Source organism: Arthrobacter sp. AIWTK1, from assembly GCF_056680535.1.
The window spans coordinates 1-17,279 of record NZ_CM155287.1 but is presented as its reverse complement, the minus strand read 5'-3'; the positions used below and the strand labels follow the sequence as shown (position 1 = coordinate 17,279).

Below are 17,279 nucleotides of genomic sequence, written 5' to 3'. Positions count from 1 at the left end.
GCGGCGTGCTGTCGATAATCGCCAGCTGGCAGGGGCTGCGTGGGGGAGTCGTGGTGAACTACAGGCGTGTAAGTTACCAACAATGTGGATAACTGCTGTGGAAAACTTCACGGACGTCCGGTTCGAGCGAGCCAAACAGCCGCTGCTAGCGCGGCCACAGGGCAGGTTGACGGCAGCACGAAGTCCGGCTGCGAGGGTACTGGGGCAGCGCGGGAGGACGGCATTGGGGCTGGAGCGCCGTGGCATGGGTATGCCCACGCGCGGCTGCAGATTGTGCGCATTCAGATTGTGCGCGCACAGACTGTGCGCACTAAGGCGAGGGTGTTTAGGCGCCGGCCATTCGAACCGCGGTGGCGCCGATGAGCAGGCCGAGCACCAGCACAAGGCCGGCCGCTTGCCACAGCCACCGCCGGGGGCCGCGGGGGGCGTAGGCGATTGCCGCGGCGCAGGCAGCACCGGTCACCAGGCCGCCAAGATGTGCCTGCCAGGCGATCTGGGGGACGACGAAGCCGATCACGCCGTTGATGGCGATCAGCACCCACAGCTGCTTCGTATCACCGCCGCGGTGCCGCTGGACCACCAGCATGGCGCCGAACAGCCCGAAGATGGCACCGGAGGCACCCACTACCCCGGAAGGGGGGAGGGCCGGGGTGAGGAGGGCATAGCCTACGGATCCGCCGATTGCGGATATCAGGTAGAGGGCCAGGAAGCGGATGCGCCCGAGAAGGGGTTCCAGCGCCTGGCCGAACATCCACAGCATGTACATGTTCAACACGATGTGGAGGATGAACCCTTGAGAGTGCAGGAAGGCCGAAGTCAGCATGCGCCAGGGTTCGAAGACCCCGTATTCGGGGGTGGCATAGACCGTGGCGAAGGCGAAGTTCTGGTAGATCCCGTCATTGGGAACTATCCACTGCAGCACGTAGACGAGCGCACAGGCCGCGATGATTCCGAACGTCACCAGCGGGCGGCCGCCGACGGCGGTTCCGCCGTAGACCGTCTTTGCTGCCGGCGTCGTCCGTTTTGTCTCGTTGACGCAATCAATGCATTGGAATCCGACGGCGGCCGCCCGCTGGCATTCCGGGCAGGCCGGGCGCCCGCAGCGCTGGCACCGGACATAGGAAGGCCTTTCCGGGTGCCGGGGGCACACCGGAATCTGCGCGGACGGCTCAGCCGCCGGAATTCCGTAGCTCATGAGGGGTTAAAGCTGCTCGACGTCGATGCTGTTAATAACGACGTCCTCGACCGGGCGGTCGCCCATGCCCGTACGGACACCTTCGATGGCGTCGACGACCTTCTTGGATTCCTCATCGGCAACTTCACCGAAGATGCTGTGCTTGCCCTGGAGCCAGTCGGTGGGGATCGTGGTGATGAAGAACTGCGAGCCGTTGGTGCCCTTGCCCATCTGGATGCCGGCGTTGGCCATGGCCAGCTTGTACGGCTGGTTGAAGGTCAGCTCGGGGTGGATTTCGTCGTCGAACTTGTAGCCCGGTCCGCCCACGCCACGGCCCAGGGGATCTCCGGCCTGGATCATGAAGTCCTTGATGATGCGGTGGAAGATGGTGCCGTTGTACAGGGGGGTTCCGGTCTTGTCTTCACCGGTTTCCGGGTGGGTCCAGGTCTGCTCGCCGGTGGCCAGTCCAATGAAGTTCTTGACCGTCTTGGGCGCATGGTTGCCGAAGAGGTTAACGACGATGTCGCCGAGGCTGGTGTGGATGGTTGCTTTTGCGGTTGCGATGGCAGTCATAGGCCCATTGTTCCACGTCGTGCTAATGCGGCATCAGGCCTGCCGGCCAGTTCCGCGCTAGGTGAAATCGGCCCGAAATGGCTTTGAAGAATAGCCGGTGGGGGCCAATCCACGTAGGCTAACAACAGAACCGTCACATTAATCGGGAGGTAGTTGTGAAGAAATCGGATCGTATTGCCCGTGACCTGGAGCAGTCAGTCAGCAGCGCGGTAGAGAACGCCAAGGATTGGGCAGCCCCCCGCGTAGAAGCAGCCGTGGACTGGGCGGTTCCCCGCCTGCAGCACGGCATTGACACAGCATCCCCGAAGATCCAGGAGGGGCTCAAATCGGCAGCCCACAACCTGGCCGACGGCGTTGCCACCGTGACGCCGCGCATCCAGGACGGGCTCGCGCACCTCGCGCCCAAGATCCATGACGCTGTGGACAGCGCCACCCCGCGCTTACACGAAGCACTGGACAAGGCCACCCCGGTCATCTCCCAGGCCCGTGACCGTGTGGTGGTGGAGTACCTGCCCCGGCTCTCGGACCAGATCGGCCACGCCTCTGAGGCAGTCCACCGTACCCTCGAAAGCGCACCGGCCCACGTGGACGCCGTCGCCCAGAGGCTTGCGGACTCCGGCGTTGTGCATTCCATCCAGGATCAGGCCCAGGCCGCAGGCCACCAGCTCAAGGCTGCAGCCGCGGAGGCCACCCGGGTTGTCACCGGCGAAGTTGCCAAGCCGCAGAAGCCGAAGCACCGCGGGCTGCTGATTTTCGGCGTCATCGCCGCGGCCGTCGCCGCCGGAGTGGCAGCATGGAAGGCCTCCAAGCCGGTTGAGGACCCCTGGAAGACCCCCGCCCCGGTAACCCCCGCACCCGTTCCGGCCACGACCGTCAATGACGTTGCTGCCACGGACAAGGACGCAACGGCAACCGCCGGCGAAAAGGCCGTTGATGCAGCGGACGCTGCTGCCGACGCGTCCGACGACGCCGCGGCGAAGGCTGCGGACGCCGCCGAAGATGCCAAGGACGAGGCCGCCAAGGTTGCCACGGATGCCAAAACTGCCGTGAAGAACATTGCGTCGAGCATGAACAACGGTTCCACCAAGGCAACCGAAAACTAGAACTCCGCCGTCACGGGACGGCACCACACACCGGAGGAGTCCCGCACATTTGAGTGCGGGGCTCCTCGGCTGTTTCTCCGACCTTCACCCGCCGTCCCGGTCCGCAGCACACAAGGGTGCTAAATTTGTGGTGATGTCACCCGATAGATCCGCCGAGGATGCCTCGCACGACGCTGCGCTTATGCCGGGCGTATCCATCGTCATCCCGGCATACAACGAGGCCAGCGTTATCAGGCAATGCCTTATTGCGGCCATCTACCAATCGGTGCCGGCAGCAGAGATCATTGTTGTGGACAACATGTCCAAGGACCGCACGGCAGACATAGTGCGCCAGATGCAACAGGAATACCCTGAAAGTCCCATCATCCTGCTGAGCCAGGACCGGGACCAGGGGCTCATCCCCACCCGGAATTTCGGCCTCAACCACGCCACCGGCGAGGTGCTGGGCCGGATCGACGCGGACTCCGTGGTGGAACCTGACTGGGTGGAACAGGTCCAGAAAGCCTTCCTCGACCCGGCTGTCCAGGCTGCCACCGGACCGGTGGTCTACTACGACATGCCGATGCGCCGCTTCGGCCTCAAAGCTGACGACAAAATGCGCCAGCTGATGCTCAAGCTGGCCAAGCATCAGTACCACTTCCTCTTCGGCTCCAATATGGCGCTTCGCCGCTCAGCCTGGGAAACCATCCGGGACGAAACGTGCCGGGATGAAAAAGACGAGATGCACGAGGACATCGACCTGTCCCTGCACTTGGCCGACCATGACCTGCGCGTGCAGTACTGGCCCCAGATGGTCTCCGGCATGTCAGCCCGCCGCCTCGAAGACTCGCCGCGCGATTACAGGTACTACGTGACCAGGTTCGACCGGACGTACAAGGCCCACAACGTCAAGAAGATGGCCCTCAAGGCACCCATGGTGGTGTTCTTCTCCGTGTACTTCCCGGCTAAGCTCCTGCGCGCCATTCACACCGTGAACTCTGCACAGCCCGTGCGCCGCGGCGGCCAGTAGCTCCAAGCCCGCTGACAGCCCGGCGTCGGAACCGGGGCCGGCCGGCTTCAGTCCGTTCCCAACTCCGCCAGAAGGTTCCCGCCGGGCCGTGGGGGCCTTTTGCGCCGCTGGCCGGCCACCACGACGGCGAGACCCACCAGAATGAGCGCCAGCCCGGCGTAGGTGCCTCCCGGCAAGGTCTCAGCCAGGAACACGGCGGCCAGCAGCGCGGCCCCGGGAATCTCCAGCAGGATGATCATCGATACGAGCAGCGGGCTCATGGTGGCCAGCAAATGGTTGAAGGCCGTGTGCCCCACCAGTTGGGCGCAGACGGTAATGGCCACGATCCCCACCCAGCCGGCGGCGTCGAAGCCCAGCAGCGGCTGTCCGGCGACGAGCGCAAGCAAGGCCACCAGGGCCGCGCACATGCCGTAGCAGAGCGTCGTGTAGGTCCCCGTTCCCATGGTTTCGCGTGCCTTGCCCCCTGCCAGCGTGTAGAGGCCCGCCAGGGCGCCTCCTGCCACCGCCAGCACATCTCCGAGCAAGGCATCGGGCGAGGTGCCCATGTCGAACCCCGTGATGGCGACAACGCCTCCGAACGCCATCCCCAGACCCGCCAGGACCTGCCAGCGGTGCCGCACGCCCCGGAAGAGCTGGAAGATGGCGATCCAGCCGGACTGAAGGCAGACCAGCGCCGTGGCGGCAGCAACGGAGGTGAGCTGGAGCGAGGTGATGAAGCAGGCGAAGTGCAGCGCCAGTGCTACGGCAGCCAGCACGGACCAGCGGAACTCGCGGGGTGTGATTTTGCTGAACTGCCGGGGATTGGCCACCAGAACCGGAGTGGCCATGACGGCGGCTCCGATGGCATTACGCCAGAACGCGATAGCCAGTGCGCTGACCGTCGTGGCGCCAAGAGTGGCCGCAATGAGGGGACCCGAGGAAGCCACGCCGAGCACACCCAAAGCGGCTATAAAGAAGTTCACCGTTCCAACAGTAGTGGTGCCTCTGTGGTCCCGGCGCACCCCTTCCGCGGGCGGGCAACGCGGCGCAATTCGGGCGTCCTTGACCGTGCAAAACCGCGCTGCCAGTCGTTAACTCCCGGTCTCACCATCATCAAAAAGGAGCGCAAGGACTGAAGGCAAAGCAAAAGGCCCCGGACTGCGTTTCCGCATTCCGGGGCCTTCCTTATGGTGGAGGCACGGGGACTCGAACCCCGAACCCCCTGCTTGCAAAGCAGGTGCGCTACCAATTGCGCCATGCCCCCATAAGAAGCAACCCGTCAATCATACCCTAGTTCCGGAAGCCTTCTGACCAGCTTCCAGACCGGGGACCTGCGCTACTCGACTGTGTCAGTCGAGTAGCTCCAGACCGTTTTCCGGGCTTCGGATTCCTGCACCTTCTTGACGAGCAAGGCGCCTGCGATAGCCACTGCAACAACCAGCAACTTCTTCACATGCACCCCGTTCCGGTTCGGTTTCATCCGAACCATTTCCGAAACCTGTGCAGGTTCCGTGGGCGTACCAGGACTTGAACCTGGGACCTCTTCGTTATCAGCGAAGCGCTCTAACCGCCTGAGCTATACGCCCCGATGCCTCATCGGGCCGAGACATGACTTTACAGCACATCCCGGCCCGATCTCAAATCGAGGCATTTCGCGGGTGGAATTCCGGCGAAATTCCGCGGACTAGTCGTCCGTGAGGGTCACGCCGATACCCCCGACAAGGGTGGCGGAAATGTTGTACAGCACCGCCGAAAGCATCGACAGGGCAGTCAGCAGTACAACGTTCACCACGGCGATGATGACCGCGAACGAGGCCACCTGGCCCAGCGACGCGACCTTCTTCAGTTCGAACCCGCCGCCTTCGGAACCGGCCAGGGTTCCGAGCAGGCTGTCCACCTGGTCGAAGATGCCAGTCAGGTCCAGGACGGTCCAAAGAACGATTGCCGCTACGACTGTGACGATGCCGAGGGCAACGGACAGCAGGAATGCCATCTTCAGCACGGACCAGGGGTCCACCTTGCTGACGAGGAGCCGGGCACGGCGTACCTTCGCCTTGGGAGCCGGCTTAACCAGGCCGGGGGCACCCTGGGCACTGCCTTGGCCGGGCCGCTGGGCGGGAACCCCGGGACGCTGGCCCTGGGGCGCCTGGCCGGGGCGCTGGCCCTGCACCGGACGCTGGCCGGGAACCACCGGACGCTGGGCCGGGGCACCCGGCGTCGACGGCCGCTGCTGGGGACGTACGGGGGCGTTCACGCGCGGAGCGGACGCCGGCTGCCTGATCCCGCCGGGAGTGTTGCTGTTCGGCTTGGGATATGAGTCGGAATTACTCACTCGTTACCTCCGGTATTTTCTTCGTCCAGCTCAGCGTCGTCCGATGACTCGTCGGATTCCACGGCCGGTGCTGAATCTGCCTCTGCGGACCCTTCATGGGACCCGGCACCTTCAGCCAACGTTACGTCATCCCCGGCCGCAGCCGGGCTTTCAGCCGGGTTTTCCGGGTCGACGGCTTCGGCATCCTCAGCCTCAAGGCCGCGTTCACTGTTCCGGGCCACCTCGATGATCCGGTCGTTCTTGTCCGGCTTGGCGAAGATGACTCCCATGGTGTCGCGGCCCTTGGCGGGCACCCCGGCCACCGAGGACCGGACCACCTTCCCGCCTTCCATGACCACCAGGACTTCATCCTCTTCCTGGACAATGAGGGCGCCTACGAGATGGCCCCGCTCTTCCTGGTATTTACCAACCTTGATGCCCAGGCCGCCGCGGCCCTGGAGGCGGTATTCTTCCACCGCGGTCCGCTTGGCGTAGCCGCCCTCGGTGACGATGAAGACGAAGGAACCGTCCTTGACGACGTCGGCCGCCAGCAGTTCATCGTCCTCGCGGAACTTCATGCCGGTCACGCCCGAGGTGGCACGCCCCATGGGGCGCAGCGCATCGTCGGTAGCCGTGAAGCGGATGGACTGGCCCATCCGTGAGACCAGCATCAGGTCATCGGTTTCCGAGACAAGCTGGGCGGAAACCAGTTCGTCGCCGTCGCGCAGGTTGATGGCGATGACGCCGGCCGAGCGGTTGGTGTCGTAGTCCTCCAGACGGGTCTTCTTGACCAGGCCGCGCTTGGTGGCCAGCACCAGGTACGGGGCGTGCTGGTAGTCGCGGAGGTCCAGCACCTGGGCAATGTGCTCGTCCGGCTGGAAGGCCAGCAGGTTGGCGACGTGCTGGCCCTTCGCATCGCGTCCCGCTTCCACGAGTTCGTAGGCCTTGGCACGGTAGACGCGTCCCAGGTTGGTGAAGAACAGCAGCCAGTGGTGGGTGGTGGTCACAAAGAAGTGCTCCACCACGTCATCCCCGCGCAGCTGGGCACCCTTGATGCCCTTGCCGCCCCGCTGCTGTGAGCGGTAGTTGTCGCTGCGCGTGCGCTTCACATAGCCGCCACGCGTGATGGTGACCACCATTTCCTCTTCGGGAATGAGGTCCTCCATAGACATGTCACCGTCGAAGCCCATCAGGATCTTCGTGCGGCGGTCATCCCCGTGCTTTGCGACAATTTCCGACAGCTCGGTGCTGATGATCTCGCGCTGGCGCTCCTCCGAGGCAAGGATCGAGTTGTACTCCGCGATCAGGGCCTCGAGTTCAGCGTGGCGGTCCTGGATCTTCTGGCGTTCCAGGGCTGCAAGGCGCCGCAGCTGCATGTCCAGGATGGCGCGGGCCTGCAGTTCGTCGATGTCCAGCAGCTGCATCAGGCCGTCGCGGGCAGCCTCGGTGGTGTTGGACGCGCGGATGAGGGCAATGACCTCGTCCAGCATGTCCAGTGCCTTGAGGAGGGCGCGCAGGATGTGCGCCTCTTCTTCAGCCTTGCGCAGGCGGTACCGGGTCCGTCGTGCGATGACGTCCATCTGGTGGGTCACCCAGTGGCGGATGAAGGCATCCAGGCTGAGCGTCCGCGGAACACCGTCAACAATCGCCAGCATGTTGGCCGCGAAGTTGTCCTGCAGCTGGGTGTGCTTGTAGAGGTTGTTCAGCACCACCTTCGCCACGGCGTCGCGCTTGAGCACGATGACCAGGCGCTGGCCGGTGCGGCCGGAGGTCTCATCCCGAAGGTCGGCGATGCCGGAGATCTTCCCGTCCTTGACCAGTTCGGCGATCTTGATGGCCAGGTTGTCCGGGTTTGCCTGGTACGGCAGTTCGGTGACCACAAGGCAGGTGCGGCCCTGGAGCTCTTCGACGTTCACCACGGCACGCATGGTGATGGAGCCGCGTCCGGTCCGGTAGGCGTCTTCGATGCCCTTGTGGCCCAGGATGGTGGCGCCGGTCGGGAAGTCCGGGCCCTTAATGCGCAGCAACAGTTCTTCCAGCAGCTCTTCGCGGCTGGCGGTCGGATTGGCCAGGTACCACTGGACACCGTCGGCAACCTCGCGGAGGTTGTGCGGCGGAATGTTGGTGGCCATGCCGACGGCGATGCCCGAGGAACCGTTGACCAGCAGGTTCGGGAAACGCGCCGGCAGGATGGTGGGTTCCTGGTTCTTGCCGTCATAGTTGTCCTGGAAATCGACGGTTTCCTCGTCGATGTCGCGGACCATTTCCATGGCAAGAGGGGCCATTTTCGTTTCGGTGTACCGCGGTGCTGCTGCGCCGTCGTTGCCGGGCGAACCGAAGTTACCCTGCCCCAGGGCCAGCGGGTACCGCATGGTCCAATCCTGGATCAGGCGCACCAGGGCATCGTAGATGGCCGTATCGCCGTGCGGGTGGTACTGGCCCATGACCTCGCCCACCACACGGGCGCACTTGTTGAAGGAGCGGTCCGGGCGGTAGCCGCCGTCGAACATGGCGTAGAGAACCCGGCGGTGGACGGGCTTGAGGCCGTCGCGGACGTCCGGCAAAGCGCGGCCGACAATGACGGCCATGGCGTAGTCGAGGTAGGAGCGCTGCATTTCCGTCTGCAGGTCCACCTGTTCCACGCGGTCGACCAGCACGTCGCTCTCCAGAACGGGCTCGACGGAACCGGCGGAATCCGCGGGAACCTCGGGTGTTTCGTCACTCATAGTCTATATTTTCCGTTTCAGGTATATGTCGATTCAGGAATACTTAGGAGCCGTATAGAGGCTCGTTAGATATCCAGGAACCTGACATCCTTGGCGTTTTGCTGAATGAAGTTTCGGCGTGATTCAACGTCCTCGCCCATCAGCACGGTGAAGATCTGGTCTGCCGCAAGGGCGTCGTCCATGGTGACCTGCAACAGTGTCCGGTGGTCCGGATCCATGGTGGTGTCCCACAGTTCCGTGTAGTCCATCTCGCCAAGGCCTTTGTACCGCTGGATGCCGTTGTCCTTCGGAATGCGGCGTCCCGCGGCCTGGCCGGCCACAAGACGCGCGTCGCGTTCGCGGTCGCTGTAGACGTAATCGTGCGGAGCGTTGGACCATTTGATCCGGTACAGCGGCGGCTGGGCCAGGTATACATAGCCGTTTTCAATCAGCGGGCGCATGTAGCGGAACAGCAGGGTCATCAGCAGCGTGGTGATGTGCTGGCCGTCCACGTCGGCATCGGCCATGAGCACGATCTTGTGGTAGCGCAGCTTTGCGAGGTCGAAGTCCTCGCCGATGCCCGTACCGAACGCGGTGATCATAGACTGGACCTCGTTGTTGCCCAGGGCCTTGTCCAGCCGCGCCCGCTCAACGTTCAGGATCTTGCCGCGCAGCGGCAGGATGGCCTGCGTTTCCGGATTGCGGCCCCGCTTGGCCGAACCACCGGCGGAGTCACCCTCCACGATGTAGACCTCGCACTTTTCCGGGTCCTTGGAGGAGCAGTCTGACAGCTTGCCCGGCATGCCGAAGGACTCCAGCGGGCTCTTGCGGCGTGCGTTATCGCGGGCCTTGCGGGCCGCCATGCGGGCCTGCGCTGCGGAAATCGCTTTGCGGATAACGTCGCGGGCCGGGCCGGGATTGCGCTCCAGCCAGTCGCCCAGACCATCGGTGACTACGCGCTGGACGAAGCCCTTAACCTCAGAGTTGCCCAGTTTGGTCTTGGTCTGGCCTTCGAACTGCGGCTCGGCCAGCTTCACGGAAATGACGGCGGTGAGGCCTTCACGGATGTCATCACCCGTGAGGTTGTCGTCTTTTTCCTTGATGATGTTCTTCTCGCGCGCGTAGCGGTTGATGAGCGACGTCATGGCGGCGCGGAAGCCCTCTTCGTGGGTGCCGCCCTCGTGCGTATTGATGGTGTTGGCGTAGGTGTGGACGCTCTCGGAGTACGCGTTGGTCCACTGCATCGCCATTTCCAGGGCGATCTTCCGGTCCTTGTCCTCGGTTTCGAAGGCGATGACGTCCTCGTGGACCACGTCAACCTTTTTGCCGGAGTTCAAGTGCTTCACGTAGTCCAGCAGGCCGTCGTCGTACTGGTACACCACGGTCCGGTATTCGGCGGCGACTTCACCTTCGGTGGGAACGGCGTCCAGGTCCAGGTCGCCGTCCTCGGGCGATTCCTGCGGAACACTGCGCTCATCGGTCAGCGTGATGCGCAGGCCCTTGTTGAGGAACGCCATCTGCTGGAAGCGGGCGCGCAGCGTCTCGAAGTCGAATTCCGTGCTCTCGAAAATGCTGGCATCAGGGTAGAACGTTTGCGTTGTGCCCGTCTGGTCCGTCTCTTCACCCTTGACCAGGCTGCCCTGGGGCTTGCCGCCGTCGGCGAAGGACATCCGCCAGACGTGGCCCTGGCGCCGCACTTCGGTGTCCACGCGGCTGGAAAGCGCGTTGACTACGGAAATGCCCACGCCGTGGAGGCCGCCGGAGACGGCATACCCGCCACCGCCGAACTTTCCACCGGCGTGCAGGATAGTCATGACAACCTCAACGGTGGGCTTGTGCTCGGTGGGGTGCATGTCCACCGGGATGCCGCGGCCATCGTCAACTACTTTGACGCCGCCGTCCGCCTGCAGAACAACCTCAATGTGGGTGCAATACCCGGCGAGGGCTTCATCTACGGAGTTGTCCACCACTTCGTACACAAGGTGGTGGAGTCCGCGGGGTCCGGTGGAACCGATGTACATGCCGGGACGTTTCCGAACAGCTTCAAGTCCTTCAAGGACGGTGATGTCGCTCGCACCGTATCCCTTGCGTTCGGCTGCCTCCGCCGGCGCATCGGGTGTACGGGCATCCTCAGCTGCGGGTTCCACTGCCGGGATATCTGCATTGTCGTTAGCCACAGGCGCTTTCGACTCCTCTGTATTCGTATGGCCGGCCGTCACCGTCTCCGATAGAAGAGGCTCCTGCCAACAGGCACGTCACTGATAACGCCGCTTACTTCGTTGGCTGGCGGAACCGTGCCCCGGCTGCAGGAAAAGCGCCGGAAAACGGACTCAGTCAACGTTTCACCGGCGCCCAGTTATCTACCACGATTCTACCGTGCTGGAGAGCGTAATCCCGCATTCCAGGCCCGTAAACGCGCGGGAATATGCTGCTGGCAGGCCATTGGCCCCGCCTGCAAGGCTCCAGGGGTCCGGTCTCTGGGTTCCTATACGGCCAAGGGGCGTTAGAGCGCCCTACACGCCGTTTGGCCATTTTTCAAGAGTCCGGCCCGGCGGCGGCCGGGATCGCACCGGCTGTCAGGATCCGCGGCGTTATCCGTACGTGTCCCGCGGGCCGCGGCCGTTGACTGTCCGCCCGCCCTTCCGCCAACTCGGGGCCGCCGGTCCGAGGACCTGGATCTTGGTGACTACGCCCTCGCCCAGTTCGGTCCGGAACTTCTCCAGGAGGCTGAAGCTGAGCAGGCGCAGCTGGGTGGCCCACGCCGTGGAATCGCAGCGCACATGGAGCGTGGTGTCGGTGAAGCTCTCCGGGGTGCAGTGCGCCGAAATTTCCGGACCCACCAGGGTTCCCCACTCCGCCATGACGGAACCGACCGCAACCGGTGACGTCCAGCCCCGTTCGGCCACCAGCCGCCCCACCACTTTCCCCAGGCCCAGCGGGTCCCGGCCCGTGCCGTGGAACTGGGTGAAACCCCGGGTTCCGGCGCCGCTGCGCCCCGGCTTCTTGGCTGCGCCGCCGGGAAGCGGAGCCTTGCGGCGGATTTCGCCGCGGGCGGCGGCCGCCTCGCGCATCCGGTTGAGCGCCGCCTGGGCAGCGTCGATGTCGTCGGGGTCGCGGCCCGGCTGCAGGCCGCCAGTATCTTTATTCATCGGGATTCCGACTCATCGATTCCTCCGGGGACCACCTTCACCCGCCGCCCGGCCAACTCGTCCGGAATATCGGCGTCGACGGCGGCAGTCACCAGCACCTGTTCGGCACCGGATACTATTGCCGCCAGTTTACGCCGCCGCTGGACGTCCAGTTCGGCGAACACATCGTCCAGGATGAGGATCGGGGCGGAGCCGCCGGTGCGGGCGTCGTCGAGCATCACGTAGTAGGACGCGAGCCGCAGGGAAAGGCACATGGACCACGTTTCGCCGTGGGAGGCATATCCCTTCGCCGGCGCCTCGCCGAGGATGAGTTCGACGTCGTCGCGGTGCGGACCCACGAGGGAAATGCCCCGTTCCAGTTCCTTGCGGCGAGACGCAGCAAACGCCTGCACATAGCACTGGGTAAGTTCATCGACGGACAGTAACCGGAGGTCCTCAACGCGTTCGACGGCGGCGGGTTCCGCCGCGTAGCCCGCGCCGGCGCCGTCGTCGTCCATCATGCCCTGGAGCGTGGACCGGTAGATCGCATCCGCCGCCTTGGACCCGTCGGTGAGTTGGGCATACGCCTTCGCAAGGTGCGGCCTGATCCGTTCCACAAGTTCCAGCCGGGCATGCAGCAGCTCCGCACCGGCCCTGGCCATGTGCTGGTCCCAGACATCGAGGGTGGCCTCGTGCCCGGCAGTGAACTTCCCGGTCCGGCCGGATTTCAGGAGGGCGTTCCGCTGCTTGAGGACGCGGTCGTAATCAGTCCGCGTGGCTGAATGGCGCGGTGTGAGGCTGACCAGCAACTCGTCGAGGAAACGGCGGCGGTTGGACGGGTCCCCCTTCACCAGGGCAAGGTCTTCAGGCGCAAAAAGCACCGTCTGGCAGATGCCGAGGATGTCGCGGGCCCGGACGGGGTTGCTGCGGTTGATACGCCCGCGGTTGGCGCGGCTTCCGTTGATTTCCAGCTCCAGCACGGTGGACTGCTCGCCGCGGACCAGCTTGGCCCTGATCAGCGCGCGCTCGGTGCCGAAACGCAGCAGCGGAGCATCCGAACTGACGCGGTGCGAGCTGAGCGTGGCCAGGTACCCGATGGCTTCCATGAGGTTGGTTTTGCCAATGCCGTTGTACCCCACGAGGACCGTCACCCCGGGTTCGAGGGTGAGGTCCACCTGGGCATAACTGCGAAAATCGGTCAGCGAAAGCTTTTCTAGGTACACGCCGTCTTCAGGATTCCCGGACTGCTCGGATTGCCGCTACTTGGCCGGACGGGTGGCATGCCCGCCAAACTGATGGCGCAGCGCGGACACCATCTTCATGGCCGGAGAGTTGTCCTCGCGGGACGAGAACCGCGCAAACAACGCCGCTGTAATGGCCGGCGCCGGAACCGCATTCGCGATTGCCTCTTCAACAGTCCAGCGGCCTTCACCGGAATCCTCGACGTAGTCGTCGATGGAGGCCAGGCCCGGGTCCTCGTCCAGGGCTTTGACCATAAGGTCCAGCAGCCAGGAACGCACAACCGTTCCCTTCTGCCAGGCGCGGAAGGTTCCCGGCAGGTCGGTGACAATGTCCTTTGCCGCCAGCAGTTCGTAGCCCTCTGCATATGCCTGCATGAGCCCGTACTCGATGCCGTTGTGCACCATCTTGGCGTAGTGGCCCGCGCCGATACCGCCCACGTGGACAAAGCTGTCCGCCCGGTCGCCTTCGGGGCGGAGTGCGTCAAAAGCCGGCATTGCCCGCTCGATGTCGGCTGCATCTCCGCCGGCCATCAGTCCGTAACCGTTCTGCAGGCCCCACACACCGCCGGATACGCCGCAGTCCGCGAAGCGAATGCCCTTTTCAGCCAGCGCGGCGCCGTGTTTCTGGTCTTCCGTGAAGCGGGAGTTGCCGCCGTCAATCACCAGGTCGCCGGCGTCGAGCTTGGAACCCAGCTCGGTGATTACGGCATCGGTGATCTCGCCGGCCGGCACCATGACCCAGATGACACGCGGAGCCGGAACAGCTGCGATGAGTTCGTCCACCGTGGCCACGTCGGTGACGTCGGGGTTGCGGTCGAAGCCGGTAACTTCGACGCCTCCCTTGCGCAGCCTTTCGCGCATGTTGAAACCCATTTTGCCAAGGCCGATCAGTCCGATGTGCACGGTAGGAACTCTTTTCTGCGCTGGTGAGGTGAGGGGCTGAGGTGGTGAACCCGACCGGGAGGGTGGCTGCCTAGTTGGGCAGGCGCACCGGCATGACCAGGTACCGGTAGTCGTCCTGGTCTTCACCGTCGGCATCGACCTGTGCCGTGATCATGGCCGGCTTGGGTGCCGTGGTGAAGGAGAACCGGACGAACTTGGTTTCGATGACGCTCAGGCCCTCGATGAGGTAATGCGGGTTGAACGCAACCGTGATTTCATCACCTGTCAGCTGGGCTTCGAGCTCTTCCGAAGCCTGGGCGTCCTCGCCTGTGCCGGCGTCGAGGTGAAGCTGGCCGTCGGTGAATGCCAGCCGGACCGGGGTATTGCGCTCGGCAACCAGGGATACACGCCGGACCGCTTCGACCAGTTCCTGGGTCTGCACGGTGGCGTGGATCGGGGTGGCGTCCGGGAACAGCGAGCGGATCTTCGGGTAGTCGCCGTCCACCAGCAGGGACGTTGTGGTGCGGCCGCCGCTTTCGAAGCCGATGAGCCGGCTGTCGTCGTCGGCCAGGGCAAGGTTGATGTCGCCGCTGTTGCCCAGCGTTTTCGCAACTTCGTTGAGGGTTTTGGCCTTCACCAGGGCACTGGTGGAAATCCCGGGGGTGACGGGCTTCCAGGGCACTTCGCGCATGGCCAAGCGATAGCGGTCCGTGGCCAGCAGGGTGATGAGGTCGTCCTCGATTTCCATCCGAACGCCGGTGAGGATCGGCAGCGTGTCGTCCTTGCTGGCAGCGATGATCACCTGGGAGACCGCCTGGGCGAAGGAATCGCCCGGGACGGTTCCGCTGATGGTGGGCAGCGCAGGCAGCGGGGGGTATTCGGCCTCAGGCATGGTGGCCAGGTGGAAGCTGCTGCGGCGGCAGGTGAGTGTGACTTTGTTGCCGTCGGTCTCAACGTCGACAGGAGCAGATGGGAGGCTGCGGCAGATGTCCGCGAGGAGTCGGCCGGAAACCAGGATGGTGCCCTCAACACTGATGTCGGCCGGGATCTCAAGGCGGGCCGACGTTTCGTAGTCGAAGCTCGAGAGGCTGACGGTGCCGGCTTCGGCCTTGAGGAGGAGTCCGGAGAGCACCGGAACCGGCGGCCGCGGAGACAACGACCGGGCGGTCCATGTAACGGCTTCTGCCAGGACGTCCCGTTCGACTCTGAACTTCACGGAAGGGTGCCGCCTTTCATTGCTGCTGCCATTTTCTCAACGGGAACTCCCACAGGGAGTTCAAAAAAACCTTGCCCCGGACACCGGAACCTGCATGGTCCGCGCTTGCTGAACCACAAACAGACCCAAGGATGGGAGCGCTGCTGACAGCTTAGCCGGAAGATTGAGGATTTCCCCATCCCCGCCCGGCCCGCTGGCCCTTCGGGTCCGAGGCCACGAGGCTGTGTGCGGCGGGGAACGAGATTGTTGTTTGAGGGAATTTCAATTTTTTGGGATTAGTAGTGTTAATAACTGCTGTGGAAACTGTGGATAACCCTGTTTCGCGGTGCGGTTCCGCGGTTAAGCCCTGTTCATCAGTTGTGGGCGAAGCAGGTTTTAAACAGGGTGTGGATGGGGACAACTTTTTCGGCCGTTTCGCTGATCCACAGATGCCTTAAGGGTTTTAAGCCCATTAACCGCGGTTGTCCCCTTAACTATCCACAGGCTTATCCACATGTGCCTGTTAATAAGGTAAGGAGGCGGGGCGGAAGCCCGGCTTAGGAGTCCCGCTGCTGCTGCTTGATGCGGTTGGTCAGCTCCGTCACCTGGTTGTAGATCACACGACGCTCGGCCATCAGTTCACGGATTTTGCGGTCTGCGTGGATCACCGTGGTGTGGTCGCGGCCGCCGAGCTCCTGCCCGATCTTGGGGAGCGACATGTCGGTCAGCTCGCGGCACAGGTACATGGCGATCTGCCGCGCCGTCACCAGGGTGCGGGTCCGGGACTTGCTGCAGAGTTCCTCCATGCTGAGCTTGAAGTAGTCTGCGGTCTGTGTCAGGATCTGCGCCGAAGTGATCTCCTGGGCGCCGTCGTCCGTGATGAGGTCCTTGAGGACCATTTCGGCGAGGGCAACGTCCACCGGCTGCCGGTTCAGGCTGGCGAACGCGGTGACACGGATGAGTGCGCCTTCGAGTTCGCGGATGTTGCTGGAGATCTTGGATGCGATGTACTCCAGGGCGTCGTCCGGTGCGGACAGGCCTTCGCTGAGGGCCTTCTTGCGGAGGATCGCGATGCGTGTTTCCAGTTCCGGCGGCTGGATGTCGGTCAGCAGGCCCCACTCGAAGCGGGACTTCATCCGGTCCTCGAATCCTGCGAGCAGCTTGGGCGGCTGGTCGGAGGTGATGACCACCTGCTTGTTGTTGTTGTGGAGCGCGTTGAACGTGTGGAAGAACTCCTCCAGCGTGCGGTCCTTGCCGGCCAGGAACTGGATGTCGTCGATCAGCAGGACGTCCACGTTGCGGTACGTGGTCTTGAAGCTAGTGCCCTCATCGTCCCGGATGGAGTTGATGAAGTCGTTGGTGAATTCTTCGGAGTTCACGTAGCGGACCCGGATGCCGCTGTAGAGGCGGCGGGCGTAGTGCCCGATTGCGTGCAGCAGGTGGGTCTTTCCCAGACCGGAATCACCGTAGATGAACAGCGGGTTGTAGGCCTTGGCCGGTGCCTCGGCAACGGCGACGGCCGCTGCGTGTGCGAACCGGTTCGACGAACCGATCACAAACGTGTCGAAGACATACTTCGGGTTGAGCCGGCCGAATTCGTGGGAGGTACTCGGCAGCATGGGCTGCGGCTTCTGTTCCACGGTGGGATCTGTAGCGAGGGAAAGTTCGACGGCGGGTTCGGGCTCCGTGTGGAGGGGAACCAGATCCGTGTCCACATCGATGGCGCAGCGAATGTCGTCGGAGAAGACGTTGTGCAGGGCGTCGTCGAGGGCGTCCTTGACCTGGGTCTGGAGCACTTCGCGGGTGAGTTCGTTGGGCACTGCCACCAGGAGGGTTGAGCCGATCAGGCCCTGCGCCTGGGCGAGGATTACGAAGCCGCGCTGCCGGGGTGAAACCCGGTGGTCCTGCTCCAGAAGACTCACAACCCGCCGCCAGGAACTTCCGACAGTATTCGCGTGGTTGGCTTCGTCTACTGTCAT

At 63.8% G+C, this 17,279-nt stretch carries 14 protein-coding genes and 2 tRNA genes; 2 read left to right on the top strand and 14 right to left on the bottom strand.

The features are described 5' to 3' along the window. Positions 1-325 precede the first annotated feature (325 nt). Positions 326-1,195 carry a rhomboid family intramembrane serine protease gene (locus AC1MDG_RS00080; RefSeq protein ID WP_479806754.1) on the bottom strand — a complete coding sequence of 290 codons (870 nt, stop codon included), beginning with the start codon at positions 1,193-1,195 and terminating at the stop codon, positions 326-328. Positions 1,196-1,201: 6 nt separating this feature from the next. Beyond that, positions 1,202-1,747: a peptidylprolyl isomerase gene (locus AC1MDG_RS00075; RefSeq protein WP_479806753.1), complete on the bottom strand. Its 546-nt coding sequence runs from the start codon at positions 1,745-1,747 to the stop codon at positions 1,202-1,204. Between the two features lie 155 nt (positions 1,748-1,902). On the opposite strand from AC1MDG_RS00075, the gene AC1MDG_RS00070 reads away from it, so the two are divergent. Then, positions 1,903-2,850: a hypothetical protein gene (locus AC1MDG_RS00070; protein ID WP_479806752.1), complete on the top strand. Its 948-nt coding sequence runs from the start codon at positions 1,903-1,905 to the stop codon at positions 2,848-2,850. Between the two features lie 133 nt (positions 2,851-2,983). Next, positions 2,984-3,859: a glycosyltransferase family 2 protein gene (locus AC1MDG_RS00065; RefSeq protein ID WP_479806751.1), complete on the top strand. Its 876-nt coding sequence runs from the start codon at positions 2,984-2,986 to the stop codon at positions 3,857-3,859. A 47-nt stretch (positions 3,860-3,906) separates the two neighbouring features. Here the strand turns inward: AC1MDG_RS00065 and AC1MDG_RS00060 are convergent, their stop codons facing one another. The 12 genes from AC1MDG_RS00060 to dnaA form a co-directional block, all read right to left on the bottom strand. Further along, positions 3,907-4,821, bottom strand: coding sequence for a DMT family transporter (locus AC1MDG_RS00060; RefSeq protein WP_479806750.1), 915 nt, complete (start codon positions 4,819-4,821; stop codon positions 3,907-3,909). Positions 4,822-5,026: 205 nt separating this feature from the next. Continuing rightward, a tRNA-Ala gene (locus AC1MDG_RS00055) sits at positions 5,027-5,102 on the bottom strand. 72 nt (positions 5,103-5,174) lie between these two features. Beyond that, the gene (locus AC1MDG_RS00050; protein ID WP_479806749.1) at positions 5,175-5,327 is read right to left on the bottom strand and encodes a DLW-39 family protein; all 153 of its coding nucleotides are present in this window, start codon (positions 5,325-5,327) and stop codon (positions 5,175-5,177) included. A 23-nt stretch (positions 5,328-5,350) separates the two neighbouring features. Then, a tRNA-Ile gene (locus tag AC1MDG_RS00045) sits at positions 5,351-5,424 on the bottom strand. A 98-nt stretch (positions 5,425-5,522) separates the two neighbouring features. Continuing rightward, positions 5,523-6,170 carry a DUF3566 domain-containing protein gene (locus tag AC1MDG_RS00040; protein WP_479806748.1) on the bottom strand — a complete coding sequence of 216 codons (648 nt, stop codon included), beginning with the start codon at positions 6,168-6,170 and terminating at the stop codon, positions 5,523-5,525. Continuing rightward, entirely contained in the window at positions 6,167-8,875 is a 2,709-nt protein-coding gene (gene gyrA, locus AC1MDG_RS00035) for a DNA gyrase subunit A (RefSeq protein WP_479806747.1), read from the bottom strand. Before gyrA ends, AC1MDG_RS00040 begins: the two co-directional genes overlap by 4 nt. 65 nt (positions 8,876-8,940) lie before the next feature. Beyond that, positions 8,941-11,031, bottom strand: coding sequence for a DNA topoisomerase (ATP-hydrolyzing) subunit B (gyrB, locus tag AC1MDG_RS00030; RefSeq protein ID WP_043479804.1), 2,091 nt, complete (start codon positions 11,029-11,031; stop codon positions 8,941-8,943). Between the two features lie 414 nt (positions 11,032-11,445). After that, complete coding sequence (locus AC1MDG_RS00025; protein ID WP_479806746.1) at positions 11,446-12,003, bottom strand: DciA family protein; 558 nt, start codon at positions 12,001-12,003, stop codon at positions 11,446-11,448. Continuing rightward, positions 12,000-13,205 (bottom strand): DNA replication/repair protein RecF, encoded by a 1,206-nt coding sequence (gene recF, locus AC1MDG_RS00020; protein WP_479806745.1) that lies wholly within the window; start codon positions 13,203-13,205, stop codon positions 12,000-12,002. Before recF ends, AC1MDG_RS00025 begins: the two co-directional genes overlap by 4 nt. A 36-nt stretch (positions 13,206-13,241) precedes the next feature. Further along, positions 13,242-14,126, bottom strand: coding sequence for a phosphogluconate dehydrogenase (NAD(+)-dependent, decarboxylating) (gene gnd, locus AC1MDG_RS00015; protein WP_043479798.1), 885 nt, complete (start codon positions 14,124-14,126; stop codon positions 13,242-13,244). Positions 14,127-14,196: 70 nt separating this feature from the next. Further along, positions 14,197-15,321, bottom strand: a complete 1,125-nt coding sequence (gene dnaN / locus AC1MDG_RS00010; RefSeq protein WP_011689873.1) for a DNA polymerase III subunit beta — start codon at positions 15,319-15,321, stop codon at positions 14,197-14,199. A gap of 536 nt (positions 15,322-15,857) precedes the next feature. Then, positions 15,858-17,279, bottom strand: coding sequence for a chromosomal replication initiator protein DnaA (gene dnaA / locus AC1MDG_RS00005; RefSeq protein ID WP_479806744.1), 1,422 nt, complete (start codon positions 17,277-17,279; stop codon positions 15,858-15,860).